Origin of the sequence: Haloglomus halophilum, from assembly GCF_024298885.1 — an archaeon.
In the GTDB taxonomy this organism is placed as follows: domain Archaea; phylum Halobacteriota; class Halobacteria; order Halobacteriales; family Haloarculaceae; genus Haloglomus; species Haloglomus halophilum.
In genome coordinates, this window is sequence record NZ_CP101166.1 from 343,155 (window position 1) to 356,632 (window position 13,478).

The following is a 13,478-nucleotide window of genomic DNA, read 5'->3' on the forward strand; positions in this document are numbered from 1 at the left end:
AGTTCCAGCCGACGTTCAGTCGCCCGTGACGTACGGCAGGTTCGCCGCCGTCTCCGCGATGGCCTGCTCGTTGGCCTTCATCAGCGCGGTCGTATCCCAGATGCCGTCGACCAGTGCCTTCCGCTGGGCGTCGTCGACGGAGACGCCGACCTCCTGGCCGCCGTAGGTGACCGTCTCGGCGGCCACGTCGACCTCGACCTCCCCGTCGGGGTTGTCGTCGACCCACTGCTGCAGGTCGTTGATGGTCTCGTGGTCCGCGGTCACCGTCGGGATGCCGAGCGCGAGGCAGTTGCCCGCGAAGATCTCGGCGAAGGACTCGCCGATGAGCGCGTCGATCCCCCAGCGCATCAGGGCCTGCGGCGCGTGCTCCCGGGAGGAGCCACAGCCGAAGTTGTTGTTGACCACCATGATGTTCGCGTCCTGGAACCGCTCCTCGTTCATCGGGTGGTCCTTCTCGTTGTCGTCGTCGTCGAACCGCAGGTCGAAGAAGGAGAACTGGCCCAGGCCGTCGAAGGTGACGACCTTCATGAACCGCGCGGGGATGATCTGGTCCGTGTCGATGTCGTTCCCGCGGATGGGGATGCCGGTCCCCTCGACGTAGTCGACCTCGGGGATCTCCTCGGTCGCGTCGGTCACGCTAAGGTCACCTCCTTCAGGTCGCGCACGTCTGTGACCTCGCCGGTGATGGCCGCGGCGGCCACCATCCGCGGGTTCATCAGGACGGTCCGCCCGTCCTTGCTCCCCTGCCGGCCGACGAAGTTCCGGTTCGAGGAGGAGGCACACGCCTCGTCACCCTCCAGCTGGTCCTCGTTCATGCCGAGACACATCGAGCAGCCCGCGTTCCGCCAGTCGAAGCCGGCCTCGCGGAAGATGTCAGCGAGACCCTCCTCCTCGGCGGCCTGCTGGACGCGCTGACTGCCGGGGACGACGAACGCGCGTACGTCGTCGGCGACCTGCCGGCCCTTCACGATGCGGGCGGCACGCCGCAGGTCGGGCAGGCGGGCGTTCGTACAGGAGCCGAGGAAGGCCACGTCGATGTCGTAGCCCTCCATCGTCTCGCCGGGCTCGACGCGCATGTGCTTCTGGGCGCGCCGGGCCGTGTCCTGCTTGTCCTCGGCGAGGTCCTCCGGTGCCGGGATGGGGTCGTGGATGCCGACGCCCTGCCCGGGCGTGGTGCCCCACGTGACGACGGGGTCGAGTTCGGAGGCGTCGATGGTGACGACGTCGTCGTACTCGGCGTCCGCGTCGCTCCGGATGGACTCCCAGTACGGCTTCAGTTCGTCGAACTCCTCGGGGTTCTCCTGGAAGTAGTCGGTCTCCGCGAGCCACTCGTAGGTGGTCTCGTCGGGGTTGACGTAGCCCGCGCGGGCGCCACCCTCGATGGACATGTTGCAGATGGACATCCGGCCCTCCATGTCGAGGTTCTCGATGGCCTCGCCGGCGTACTCGTAGACGTAGCCGACGCCGCCCTCGGTGCCCAGGCGGCGGATGATCTCCAGGATGATGTCCTTGGCCTCGACGCCCTCGCCGAGTTCGCCGTCGACCTGGATCTTCCGCACCTGCTGCTTCTCCATCGCGACGGTCTGGGTCGCCAGCACGTCACGGATCTGCGAGGTCCCGATGCCGAACGCCAGCGCGCCGAACGCGCCGTGCGTCGAGGTGTGGGAGTCACCGCAGACGATGGTCTTGCCGGGCTGGGTGATGCCCTGCTCCGGCCCGATGACGTGGACGATGCCCTGGTTGCCCGTGGTGGGGTCGTCGAACTCGATGCCCGCGTCGCGGACGTTCTCCTCGAGTTCGGCCATCATCTCCTCGGCAGCGTCGTCGCTGTACGGCCGCGACTGGTCGGCCGTCGGGACGATGTGGTCGACCGTCGCGTGGGTCAGGTCCGGCCGCGCGACCTCCAGGTCGCGCTCGCGGAGCATGCCGAACGCCTGCGGGCTCGTCACCTCGTGGATGAGGTGGAGGCCGACGAACAGCTGGTCCTGCCCGTTCGGCAGGGTCGTCACCTTGTGGCGGTCCCAGACCTTGTCGTAGAGCGTGCCCTGACTCATCCTATCGGTTCTCCTCGCGGCCCTCGTGGCCGCGCTCGTATACGCCGTTGGTCCCCTCGGCGTCGCCCGGGGGCGTGTGCTCGACGTCCTGCAGTTCCTCGGCTTCGGCCTCACCGCCGTCGGTGGCCGTCTCGGTGTCGGCCGACGCCTCGTCGGCTGTGGCCTCGACCTCGGCCTCCCCGCCGTCCGCGGCGATGGTGCGGCCACGGTCGTACGTCTGCGTGGCGCCGAACGCCTTGTTCGTGAACGGGTTGGTGTGGCTCAGTTCGCCCAGCGTCTTCGGTTCCGTGTCGTCCGGTGTGTCCTCTGTCATTGTTGTCAGTCGTCCGCAGGTGTCTCCGCTGTCTCTCCCTCCGATTCGGCGTCCTCGCCCCACGCGAACAGGGAGCGCAGGTTCTCGCCCACCGCCTCGATCTCGTGGTCCTTCTCGGCCTGCCGGAGCTGCTTGTAGGAGGGTCGGTTCGCCTGGTTCTCGTTGATCCACTCGCGAGCGAAGGTGCCGTCCTGGACCGCCTCGAGGACCTCCTCCATGTTCTCGCGGGCGTGGTCGTCGACGACCATGTCACCGCGGGTGAGGCCGCCGTACTCGGCGGTGTCGGAGACGGAATCCCACATCTCGCCGAGCCCACCCTCGTACATCAGGTCGACGATGAGCTTCAGCTCGTTCAGGCACTCGAAGTAGGCCATCTCCGGCGAGTAGCCGTTGTCGACGAGCGTCTCGTACCCCTGCTTGACCAGCGAGGTGACGCCGCCACAGAGGACGGCCTGCTCGCCGAACAGGTCGGTCTCGGTCTCCTCGCGGAACGAGGTCTCGACGACACCCGCGCGGGTGCAGCCGATGGCCTTCGCGTACGCCAGCCCCACGTCGTGGGCCTCGCCGGTCGCGTCCTGGTAGACCGCGAGCAGGCCGGGCGTGCCCTCGTCGTGCTCGTAGTTCCGGCGGACGAGGTGCCCCGGCGACTTCGGGGCGACCATCGTCACGTTGACCTCCTCCTTGGGCTCGATCTGCCCGTAGTGGATGTTGAAGCCGTGTGCGAACTGGAGCGTGTCGCCGGGCCCCAGTTCGTCCTCGATCTCGTCGTAGACGGCGGGCTGGACGGTGTCGGGCACCAGCACGCTCACGAGGTCGGCCTCGCTGGCGGCGTTCTTCGGGGTCGTCACGCGCAGCCCCTCGGCCTCGGCGGCCTCGCGGGAACTCGATGATTTGCGCAGGCCGACCACGACATCGATGCCGGACTCGTGCAGGTTCAGGGCGTGCGCGTGGCCCTGGCTGCCGTAGCCCAGCACCGCGACCGTCTGCTCGGCCAGCGCGCCGAGGTCGGCGTCGTCGTCGTAGTAGACCGTCGTCGTGAACTCCTCGTTTCCGTCGTCGTCGTTAGTGCTCATTCGTCAACCACCTCGTCGGCCGCGCCCTCGTCGTGCGCGGTCCCGTCAGTATTCGCCTCGTCGTCGGTCACGCCGTCGGTCGCTTCCTCGTTCGCCGGCACGGAGATGACGCGCTCGCGGTTGGCGGGCACGTCCACGGCAGCCTCCCGGTTGGCGGGCGCCGTGACGGCGGGCCGCTCGTACTCCGGGTCCGGGGCGTCCGCGTCGTTCGCGGGCGCCGTCACCGCGGCCTCGTCGGCTGCGCCGCTCCCGTCCGTGACGGCGATGGCGTCGTTGGGCGCGGTCGCGGTCTCGCCGCGGGCCAGCGCCGCCTGCCCGGTCCGGGCAATCTCCCGGATGCCGAACTGCTCGTAGGCGTCGATGGCGTCGTCGATCTTCCCCTCGTCGCCGGTTATCTGGACCGTGATGGTCCGGGGCCCGGCGTCGAGGGTGGTGCCGTCGTACATCTCGGTGATGGCGTGGACCTTGTCCGGCTCCTCGCCGTTCACCTTCAGCAGCACCAGCTCGCGCGAGACGGGCTGGCCGTCCAGTTCGCGGGCGCTCACGACCGGGACGAGCTTGCTCAGCTGCTTCTCGATCTGGTCGATGTTCGGGTCCGGCTCCTCGACGACGATGGTGATGCGCGAGTAGTCGTCCTCCTGCGTGGGGCCGACCGTCAGCGACTCGATGTTGAACTGCCGGCGGCTGAACAGCCCCGAGACGCGCGAGAGCACCCCCGGCTCGTTCTCCACGAGCGCGGTCATGACCGTGCGGCGCGGGTGGTGCTCGGCCTCGGCCTCGGGGTCGATACGGATACCCTGCGAGTTGCGCCGGCCGGTCGGGCGCATCCGCTCGCCCGGCTCGGGCCCGTGCAGGCCGCCCTTTCGGTCCTCCGCCTCGCGCTCGGCGCGCGAGCGGGACTCGAACTCGTCGTGCGTGTCCTCGCTGCTCATAGCTGGTCCTCCGACAGCGCGAACTGTCCGTTGTCTCCGCCACTCGGAACCATCGGGTAGACGTTCTCCTCGGGGTCGATGTGGACGTCGACGACGCTCGGGCCGTCGTACGCCAGCGACTCCTCGACCACGTCGGGAAGCTCCTCGTACGTGTCCACGCGGAAGCCCTTCGCGCCGAACGCCTCGGCGAGGGTGTCGAACTCCGGCACCCACGGATATTCGGAGGCCATCCGGCGCTTCTCGAAGAAGGCGTCCTGCCACTGCCGGACCATCCCGACCGCGGCGTTGTTGAGGACGACGACGGTGATGTCCATGTCCTCGCGCACGGCGACCGAGAGTTCCTGCAGCGTCATCAGGAAGGAACCGTCGCCGTCGAAGCAGACGACCGTCTGGTCGTCGTCCGCGGCGAGGCGGGCGCCGATGGCCGACGGCAGGCCGTAGCCCATCGTCCCCAGCCCGTGGCTGGAGACCCAGGTCCGGGGCTCGGTGAACATCCAGTACTGACAGGCCCACATCTGGTGCTGGCCGACGCCGGTCGTCACGACGGTATCGTCGTCGGTCGCCTCGTCGTACGCCTCGACGACGAACTGCGGCTTGACCGGCTCGTCGGCCGGCGCCGAGTAGTCCATCGGGTACTCCGATTTCCACTGCTGGCAGGTGTCCCGCCACGCCTCGCAGTCGGGCGCGGTCGGCATCGCCTCGTGGACCTGGCTGATGACGTGTGCGGCGTCACCCAGCAGGGCGTAGTCGGCCTCGACGTTCTTCGATATCTCGGCGGGGTCGATGTCCGCGTGGATGATGTCCGCGTCCGGCGCGAACGTCTCGATGCCACCGGTCAGGCGGTCGTCGAACCGCGTCCCGACGGCGAACATGGCGTCGCAGTTCGTGATGGCCATGTTCGCGTAGCCGGTGCCGTGCATCCCGGCCCACTCCAGCGAGAGGTCGTGGTCCTCCGGGAACGCACCGATGGCCGGCATCGTGGTGATGACCGGGATCTCGTGCTCCATGGCGAACTCCCGGAGTTCGTCGCTCGCGTCGGCCTTGATGACGCCGCCACCCGCGAGGATGACGGGCCGGTCGGCGCTCGCGAGCACGTCGGCCGCGTCACGGACGGCCTCGGGGTCCGCTCGCTCGGGCGGGTCGTACGTCTTCGGCGTCTTCGGCGCGCCCGGGCGCCGCTCGGTCTCGCCCTTCGTCACGTCCTTCGGCAGGTCGACCAGGGTCGGCCCCTGGCGGCCCTCGCGGGCCAGTGCGAACGCCTCGCTCACGTCCGTCCCGACCTCGTCCGGGTCGGAGGCGAACGTGTTCTCCTTCGTGATGGGGCGGGTGACGCCGATGGTGTCGGTCTCCTGGAAGGCGTCGCTCCCGACGAAATCCGTCGGGACCTGCCCCGTCAGCGCGACGACCGGGTCCGAGTCCATGTTGGAGTCGGCCAGCCCCGTGACGAGGTTGGTCGCGCCCGGCCCGGAGGTGGCCATGCAGACGCCCGGCTCCCCGCTCACGATGCCGTACGCGTCGGCCGCGTGGGCCGCGCCCTGCTCGTGGGCCATCGTGATATGGGTCATCTCCGAGTCGTACAGCGCGTCGTAGACGGGCATGATGGCGCCGCCCTGCACGCCGAACAGGTACTCGACGCCGGCGTTCTCCATCGCCTCGACGACGGTCTCGGCGCCAGTCACGGCACCGCGACCGGTCGGCTCCTCGTCGGCCTCGGTCTCGTCGGGTGTCGCCTCGGTCTCGGTCGTGGGCGACACCGGCTTCGGTTGTTCCTTGCTCATGGTCGATACCTCCGTCGGTCCGGGGTTGGGTGGTTGTTTTCGTCGTACATATCTGGTTCCTCGTGAACGCGGCAGGTAGCACGCGAACGCGTGCTGTTGGTCGTGAACTGCGGCAACGTCGATAGGATGGGTGATGTCGGGGCTAGGCAGCCCCTACAATACCCAGAATCGTAAGGAGACGGCGCACGGTCGCGTCGCTGGTCCGGGGCGTCCGGTCCTGCGCGACACGCCGTGTCATCACGTCGTGGATAGTGCGCTGCTCTGGTAAAACGCTGTCGTGTCGCGCCCCCCCGAGCGCGGGTGTGGCCGTCCACGTGGGCGCATGGCCCGGTCGCGCGCACGGCGGCGCAGCCGCTCGTAGGTGAGCGACGCGCGCTGGTCTGCTCGCTACGTACCACTCTCGTGGGCGCGACGACCGGATGAGGGGGCATGGGCCTAGACCCTGACCTCCTCGCGGGTGACGCCGATCTCGCGGGCGAACTCCTTCAGGTGCGCCAGCGTGACGCGGCCCTGCTCGGCGCCGTAGTCCTTCACCCGCCGGGTGACCTCGCGGACCTCGTCGTCGGTCGGGGCGAAGCCCTCCTCCTCGAGGCGCTCGCGCACGGAGTGCTGGCCCGTGTGCTTGCCCAGCACGAGTTCGCGCTTCGCGCCGACCATCTCCGGCGTCATCACGCCGGGTTCGAAGGTGTCGGAGTTCTCGATGACTCCGGCCGCGTGGATACCGGATTCGTGGCTGAACGCGTTCGAGCCGACGATGGGCTTGTTGGCCGGCACGTCGATGCCGGACTTCTCCTCCACGATACGGGACAGCTCCACGATGCGCGTGGTGTCGATGCCCGTATCCACGTCGTACAGCGACTCGAGGCTCATCACGACCTCCTCGTAGGCCGCGTTGCCCGCGCGCTCGCCGATACCGTTGACCGACACCTGCGACTGGGTCGCGCCGGCCTCGTAGCCCGAGATGGCGTTGGCGGCGGCCAGCCCGAAGTCGTCGTGGGTGTGGACGTCCACGTACACCTCGCCCTGGCCGACCTCCGTCGCGGCCTCGTTGGCCGTTCCGACGACGCCCTCGACCATGTCGTAGAAGCGTCGCGGCGTGGCCACCCCGCAGGTGTCGGGGATGTTGATCCAGTCGGTTCCCGCCTTCGAGACGGCCTCCACGACCTCGCCCAGGAACGCCTCGTCGGTCCGCGTGGCGTCCATCGGCGAGAACATGCAGGTCGCGCCGGCCTCCTTGACCCGTTCGACCGCGTCCACGGAGCGCTCGACGGCCTCCTCGCGGGAAGCGTGCATCGAGTCCTCCAGCTGGACGTCACTGGTCGAACAGAAGACGTGGACCATGCCCACGCCCGAGTCCAGCGCCGCCTCGATATCCTTGTCGACGACCCGCGCCAGCCCGCACACGGTGGAGTTGCGGGTGCTCTCGGCGATGTCGCTCACGGCCTCGAACTCCGCGTCGGAGTTCACGGGGAACCCGGCCTCGATGACGTGGGTGCCCATCTCGTCGAGGACCTCCGCGATCTCGCGCTTGTCCTCGTACGAGAACGATGTGCGTGGCGACTGCTCACCGTCGCGCAGCGTGGTGTCGAAAATTCGTGCCTCGTCTATCTCTCCAGTGGAATCAAGCGTGCCCTGGAAGAACTCGACCCGCCGACGAAGTCGACGAACCCTCGGTGTTGCCTGTCATGGCTATCCGTCACTGGATGCTCCCGGCTATTTAATACTGTCGTCGCGGCAGCGTCTGCGGGCACGAGTCCGGCCCACCCCAGCACGACCACTGCAGCAGAACCGCACGACGTAAACGGTGTGGGAGACCGGGAGGGCCCTTATATGCCAAGGTACAACGTGCCACGAACGGAGTGGTTTATATCGGAGCCAGGTGAACATTCCAGAGGTTCTCTGACAGAATAAACTCGCACGCGGCCAGCGCGCGCCGGTCCGGTGGACACGTGTCCGTCTCGGTCCGCGACCGGGTCGGGAACGGTACCCCGGAACTACCGTCGGAGCCTCTCGCCGGCACACACCTAAGTCCGGAGCCCGTGAGTCCCGACTGTATGAGCGACGACGAGGTAACCCGACTGCTGCAGAAGGCGTACCAGGACGAGATCGAGACCGTGATGAACTACCTGTCGAACAGCATCGTCCTCGACGGCGTGCGGGCCGAGGAGATCAAGGAGTCCCTCGAGGTGGACATCGACGAGGAGCTCCAGCACGCCCGGATGCTGGGCGAGCGCCTCAAACAGCTCGACGAGAACGTCCCCGGAAGCGAGGCGTTCGTCGCCACCCAGGGCTCGCTCCAGCCGCCGGAGGACACCACCGACGTACTCGGCGTCATCGACGGCGTCATCGAGGCCGAGGAGGACGCCATCGCCACCTACCGCGACCTCATCGACGCTGCCGAGGCGGCCGACGACCCCGTCACCGAGGACCTCGCCGTGACCCTGCTGGCGGACGAGGAGGCCCACCGCACGGAGTTCCGCGGCTTCCGCAAGGAGTACGCGCAGGACTGACCCGCTGCCCGCCCGGCCCGCCGACAGCCGCGCGTCGGACCCTGCCGCGACCTTTTTGCCGCCCCCTCCCGACCCCTCGCCCATGAGCGACGACCCGGACTCGACGGGCGGGCCGCTGAGCGACCTCGACCTGCAGGCCGCCGAGGGGGAGATCGACGAGCCGACCCCCAAGGCGTTCGACCGCGTCGAACTCGGCGTGCTGGACGGCTCCGACGACCCCGAGGAGTGGATCGCCGCCATCCGGGACGGCGCGGTCCTCGTGCTGGACGTGGAGGGCGACCTCAACGAACTCGCGGCCGGCTTCGCCCGCGACGTGCGGGAACTCGGCGGCGAACTGATGCACTTCCGGGGCTTCCTCGTGGTCTCACCGCCCGACGTGGAGATCGATACCGACCGACTGTGAACGGCGCTCCCACGGGAACGGCGCTCCCACGTGAACGGCGAATACCCGTCGACAGCTCTCCCGACGAGGCTGGGTCATCGCGCGTCTCGGGGACGGCCGGACGGCCCCGGTTAGATACCGCTCAGGCCGGCCAGCGCCTCCGCGTAGACCACCACGTCGAGCGCGAGCGTGAACCCGACCATCGCCAGGGCCGGTACCCACACCGACCGGGTCCGTTCGTAGCCGAGGACCGCGAGCCCGAACGCGGCGACCCACAGCGCGTCGACGACGATCTCCCCGAGCGTCGTCAGGCCGGTTCCGACACCCACGATGCCGACGAGCGCCAGCGCCAGTACGGCGAGATGTCGGCGTTCCAGGGCCTCGCCGTCGAACGTCACGGAGCCGTCCGTCCCCTCGGCGTGGCGGTAGAGGATGCCCACGCCCATCGCGAACGCGACGCCGAACACGAGCGACGCGGTGAACTCGACGGCGTTCCCGACGCTGAGCCGGAGGCCGACAGCGTCCATGGGGAGGAGCCAGAAGAACGCGACCAGCAGGGTGGCGACCACGGGCGCGTCCTCGGCGCCGACGAGAGCCCGTGCCCGCTCCGGGACCAGCGCACAGAACAGGACGCCGAGACCGACACCGAGGAACACGGACGGGAGCCCCATCACCCACGCGAGGACCGACATCGATGCCTCGGGGTTCACGAACCGGTTCAGGAGCGAGCTCAGGGGAACCCCGAACACCGTGTTCGCGACGAGCGCCGTGCCCCCCGCGATGGCTGCTGGCCCGACGACGGTCGCGGTGGCGACCGGCCACGACCCGTCACGGGGCCGCCCCAGCGAGATGTCGATGCCACGGTAGCGAGCGTACGCTAGCGCGCCGCCGGCGAGTCCGGCGAGCGACGCGGCTCCCGAGACGAGGAGGAGTGATCCGGGGGTCCCGAGGGGCCGCCCGGCGAACTGTGCCAGGGAGGCCACCGCGGCCGACCAGAGACTGACGGCGATGAGCGCCGCGAAGAGAGCCCCGAGTCCGAGGGCAGTGGTGTCCTCGGGCCCGCCGAAGCCCCACGTCGCGCTACGTCTACTGTTGGACATTGGTTGAATGACTGTTCACCGAGAACAAATACCTGTCCCCGAGTGGGGACGCGTCAGGTCGTCGGCCCGGGCCGCCGCCTCACTCCGCCGAACCCGGCCGGAGTCGGTCGGTCTCGGCACCACACCCCGCGCAGGACAGGACGTACACCGTCACACCGTTCTCCTCGTCGGCCGCGAAGTCCCGCCCCGTCCGCTCACCGCACGCCTCGCACACCTCGACGATGGTGGCCCCGTCGGACGCCTTCGGCGCGCCGACGGCGATGACCCGCGCGGGTTCGTCCCCGACGGCGACGGCCTTCTGCGGGTGGTTCGGCGGGACGAACAGCACCTCGCCCGCCGGAACCCGGCGCTCTCCGTCAGGAGTCTCCACCCGCAACTCGCCCTCCAGCACGTGCAGCACCTCCTCGTGGTCCGGGTGGTAGTGGTAGCCCCACGGCAGTTTCTCGCCGGGCTCGGCGACGAAGACGTTGTAGCCGAACTGTGTGGCGCCGACGGCCTCGTCCACCTCGCGCTTCGCGCGGGTCGGGTTCGGGGCGTCGGGCAGGTCGTCGACCGCGACCTGCCGGTAGTCGTACGCGCCGTCCAGCGGGTCCGGGTCGGGGTGGGTGTCCTCCTCGTCGGCCATGCCCCCTTGTCGCGCGGACGGGACAAAAGTCCGCCGCGCGGCTCACTCCCCGACGAACGTCAGGTAGTGCCCGTCCGGGTCCCGCACCCGGACCGCACCCGAGTCGAGGTCCTCGATGCGGTCGGCCCGGCCCCAGACGGCGTCGGTCGCGGTCTCGGGGTCGTCGACGTACACGCCGAGGTCGACGTGGACGCCGCCGCGCGCGTCGGCCAGCCCGAGGTGGGGCTCCCACAGCTCCAGGTCGAACGGGCCCGCAGTGAGACGGGTCCGCTTGCGCCGGTCGCCCTGGTCGACGATCTCCATCCCCAGTGCGGTGTAGAACGCCTCCGCGCGCGGCAGGTCCTCGACCTCGAGGACCACCTCCATCAGGCCCGTGATGGCGGTCTGGCTCCCCTGGTCCCGCCCCATGACTTCGACGCAGTTCCCCTCCGTGTCGTAGAAGTACAGCGACCGCACGTCGCCGAAGGTCTCCTCGTGGAGGTCGAAGTCGTCCTCCAGCCGGTCCCACCAGTCCTCGTACGCGTCGGCCGGACAGGAGAAGGCGTAGTGGGTGTGGAGACCACCCCGGGGAACGCCGGCCGGGCGCCGCAGGACGAGATCCGTCTCCCCGGCCCCGAGCGCGGCCTCGCGGCCGTCCTTGCGCCGGATCGGGAGGTCCAGGTGCTCGCGGTAGAACGCGACCGCCCGGTCGAGGTACTTGACCTCCAGCGCCAGCCACGCGAGTCCCGAGAGCATACCCGCCGTTCGCGCGCTCGGGTGTTAAGTGCCGCCCCGGCACCGGACAGCGCCGTCGCCCACCGGTGGGGCCGCTCGCTTGCCCGGAGACGACCCTTTAACCGCGTTCCGGCCGAATCGAGGGGTATGCCGATGAAGTCATCCGGAGCGGGGTCGCTCAACGAGGTCAACCGCTGGGGCGGTGGCGCGAGCTGGATTCCCTATCCCGAGGAGGAGATGCAGCGCGCGAGTCACGCCGTCGCCACCGACGAGGGGCTCGTCGTCGTCGACCCGGTGGACGTACCGAACCTCGACGAGTGGCTCGCGGACCTCGCCGCGGACACCGGCGCGGACGGGGTGGCCGGCGTGGCCGTGCTGCTGGACCGGCACAAACGCGACTCGGCCGCCGTCGCGAACCGCCACGATGTCCCCGTGGGCGTCCCGTCGTGGATGAGCGGCGTCGCCGGCGACCTCGACGCGCCCACGACCGACCTCGCGGACCTGCTCGCGGACACCTCCTACGAGGTCCGGCGGGTCATCGACAACCCGTTCTGGCAGGAGGCCGGGATGTACGACCCCGACGCCGAGGTGCTGGTCCTGCCGGAGGTGTTCGGCACCGTCGACTACTACTGCGCCCCGAGCGAGCAACTGGGCGTCCACCCGATGCTCCGGCTCACGCCGCCGAAGAAGCTCAAGCGCCTCGACCTCGAGCGTCTCCTCGTCGGCCACGGGGAGGGGATCACCGACGACGCCGACGACCTGATTCGGACGGCACTCCGGAAGGCCACGACCAACGCGCCCGGGCTCTACATCAGCACGGTCAAGAACGCGCTCTTCTGACGCGGCCGTCGGTCAGCCGGTCGCCCCGGCGACCACCGGTGTTAAGCGATTCGGCGGCGTACTGGAGGTGTGACCGACGACCTCGACGCGGCGACGCCGGACGGTTCGGGCGGGCGGCCGCCGGTGTACGCCACCGCGGGGCTCGTGCGGGCGCTGCTGGACATCGCCGAGGACCGCTCGCCGAACAAGGTGACCATCGCGGTCACCACCACCCCCGCCGGCGAGTTCGAGCCGCCGCTCGACCTGCCGCCGGAGACACCCGTCTTCACGGACCTCTACCTCCCGGGAACGGGGGGCTCCGTCGCGGCCGTCTTCGGGATGGACCTCGGGACGCCCGCCTCCGACGGGCGGTTCGTCTCACACCCGGACGGCCGGCTCGAGGTCCGGCAGACGGACGACCTCCACGAGGTCGTGTTCATCGGTGTTCCCCCGTGGGACGATACCGCCATCGCGGCGTTCGACCGCCGTGGCCGCGGGCGGGACCTGGAATTGCTCGATGTCGAGCCGCCGGCCGAGTCGCTGCCGCCCTGACGGCCCCGTTACTCCAGATAGCCCAGGTCCTGCAGCTGTGCGGTTATCTCCTCGAACTCCGCCTCGGTCAGCTCGCCCTGCTGCTGGTGCTGGATGACGATGCTCCGCAACAGGAACCGCACCAGGTCGCTGGTCGAGGAGAAGGAGGTCCCCTCGATGGTCCCCTCGACGCGCTCGGCCAGGTCCTTCGGGATGGAGACGGTGGTGTACTCGGTCATACCGCCGGGGACGGTGCCCGTACCGATAGGGGTGACGCTCGCTGACTCAGAAGGGGAGCAGCGCGCGCAACTGGCCGAGGATACTGTTGCCGGCGCGCTCGCGGTAGGACTCGAAGACGGGGTGGAGCGTGTTCAGCAGCTCCTGTTCGGAGTCGAACTGCTGGATGTGGACCTTGTCCATGGCCTCCGAGAGCGCCACGGTCGACCCGGTGGCGTCGTAGGGGATGTCCGGGTCGCCCAGCTGGGTCAGCAGCGTCTCGGCGTCGACGGGGAACTCCACGTCCGCGCGCTCGAGGTGGGCGTCCAGAGCCGCGATGCCGAACGTGATCGTATCGGGCTCGTCGTCGTCGTTCTGCGGTGGCCGGACTCCCATCGTCCGACAGTACGCCGCGCCTCGTACAAAAGACT

Annotated in this window: 15 protein-coding genes and 1 pseudogene; 4 read left to right on the top strand and 12 right to left on the bottom strand. The window is 69.4% G+C overall.

The features are described 5' to 3' along the window. Positions 1-15: 15 nt before the first annotated feature. From leuD to NL114_RS01595, 7 genes and pseudogenes are all read right to left on the bottom strand, one after another. Complete coding sequence (gene leuD, locus NL114_RS01565) at positions 16-636, bottom strand: 3-isopropylmalate dehydratase small subunit (RefSeq protein ID WP_254823050.1); 621 nt, start codon at positions 634-636, stop codon at positions 16-18. Next, positions 633-2,054: a 3-isopropylmalate dehydratase large subunit gene (gene leuC, locus NL114_RS01570; RefSeq protein ID WP_254823051.1), complete on the bottom strand. Its 1,422-nt coding sequence runs from the start codon at positions 2,052-2,054 to the stop codon at positions 633-635. The genes leuD and leuC overlap by 4 nt, the downstream gene beginning before the upstream one ends. 1 nt (position 2,055) lies before the next feature. Beyond that, the gene (locus NL114_RS01575; RefSeq protein ID WP_254823052.1) at positions 2,056-2,367 is read right to left on the bottom strand and encodes a DUF7989 family protein; all 312 of its coding nucleotides are present in this window, start codon (positions 2,365-2,367) and stop codon (positions 2,056-2,058) included. A gap of 5 nt (positions 2,368-2,372) precedes the next feature. Continuing rightward, positions 2,373-3,440 (bottom strand): ketol-acid reductoisomerase, encoded by a 1,068-nt coding sequence (gene ilvC, locus NL114_RS01580; protein WP_254823053.1) that lies wholly within the window; start codon positions 3,438-3,440, stop codon positions 2,373-2,375. A 269-nt stretch (positions 3,441-3,709) separates the two neighbouring features. Then, positions 3,710-4,267, bottom strand: a pseudogene (ilvN, locus tag NL114_RS01585) (acetolactate synthase small subunit); the annotation flags it as partial. 101 nt (positions 4,268-4,368) lie between these two features. After that, on the bottom strand, positions 4,369-6,150 hold the full coding sequence (gene ilvB / locus NL114_RS01590) for a biosynthetic-type acetolactate synthase large subunit (protein WP_254823054.1): 1,782 nt from the start codon (positions 6,148-6,150) through the stop codon (positions 4,369-4,371). A 435-nt stretch (positions 6,151-6,585) separates the two neighbouring features. Continuing rightward, complete coding sequence (locus tag NL114_RS01595) at positions 6,586-7,758, bottom strand: LeuA family protein (protein ID WP_254824758.1); 1,173 nt, start codon at positions 7,756-7,758, stop codon at positions 6,586-6,588. A gap of 446 nt (positions 7,759-8,204) precedes the next feature. On the opposite strand from NL114_RS01595, the gene NL114_RS01600 reads away from it, so the two are divergent. Beyond that, positions 8,205-8,660, top strand: a complete 456-nt coding sequence (locus NL114_RS01600) for a ferritin-like domain-containing protein (RefSeq protein ID WP_254823055.1) — start codon at positions 8,205-8,207, stop codon at positions 8,658-8,660. An 82-nt stretch (positions 8,661-8,742) separates the two neighbouring features. Continuing rightward, the gene (locus NL114_RS01605; protein ID WP_434084102.1) at positions 8,743-9,063 is read left to right on the top strand and encodes a DUF5779 family protein; all 321 of its coding nucleotides are present in this window, start codon (positions 8,743-8,745) and stop codon (positions 9,061-9,063) included. Positions 9,064-9,173: 110 nt separating this feature from the next. Here NL114_RS01605 and NL114_RS01610 read toward each other — a convergent pair whose 3' ends face one another. From NL114_RS01610 to NL114_RS01620, 3 genes are all read right to left on the bottom strand, one after another. Further along, on the bottom strand, positions 9,174-10,142 hold the full coding sequence (locus NL114_RS01610; protein WP_254823056.1) for a hypothetical protein: 969 nt from the start codon (positions 10,140-10,142) through the stop codon (positions 9,174-9,176). A 79-nt stretch (positions 10,143-10,221) separates the two neighbouring features. Continuing rightward, the gene (locus NL114_RS01615) at positions 10,222-10,767 is read right to left on the bottom strand and encodes a cupin domain-containing protein (protein ID WP_254823057.1); all 546 of its coding nucleotides are present in this window, start codon (positions 10,765-10,767) and stop codon (positions 10,222-10,224) included. Between the two features lie 42 nt (positions 10,768-10,809). Beyond that, positions 10,810-11,502 carry a VOC family protein gene (locus NL114_RS01620; RefSeq protein ID WP_254823058.1) on the bottom strand — a complete coding sequence of 231 codons (693 nt, stop codon included), beginning with the start codon at positions 11,500-11,502 and terminating at the stop codon, positions 10,810-10,812. A 126-nt stretch (positions 11,503-11,628) separates the two neighbouring features. Here NL114_RS01620 and NL114_RS01625 point away from each other — a divergent pair, with 126 nt between their 5' ends. Both NL114_RS01625 and NL114_RS01630 read left to right on the top strand, forming a co-directional pair. Further along, positions 11,629-12,321, top strand: coding sequence for a hypothetical protein (locus tag NL114_RS01625; protein WP_254823059.1), 693 nt, complete (start codon positions 11,629-11,631; stop codon positions 12,319-12,321). 69 nt (positions 12,322-12,390) lie between these two features. After that, positions 12,391-12,852, top strand: a complete 462-nt coding sequence (locus NL114_RS01630) for a JAB/MPN domain protein-containing protein (RefSeq protein ID WP_254823060.1) — start codon at positions 12,391-12,393, stop codon at positions 12,850-12,852. 8 nt (positions 12,853-12,860) lie between these two features. On the opposite strand, the gene NL114_RS01635 is transcribed toward NL114_RS01630, so the two are convergent. Continuing rightward, positions 12,861-13,070 carry a ribbon-helix-helix domain-containing protein gene (locus NL114_RS01635; RefSeq protein WP_254823061.1) on the bottom strand — a complete coding sequence of 70 codons (210 nt, stop codon included), beginning with the start codon at positions 13,068-13,070 and terminating at the stop codon, positions 12,861-12,863. A 46-nt stretch (positions 13,071-13,116) separates the two neighbouring features. Then, positions 13,117-13,443, bottom strand: coding sequence for a hypothetical protein (locus NL114_RS01640; protein ID WP_254823062.1), 327 nt, complete (start codon positions 13,441-13,443; stop codon positions 13,117-13,119). Positions 13,444-13,478 lie beyond the last annotated feature (35 nt).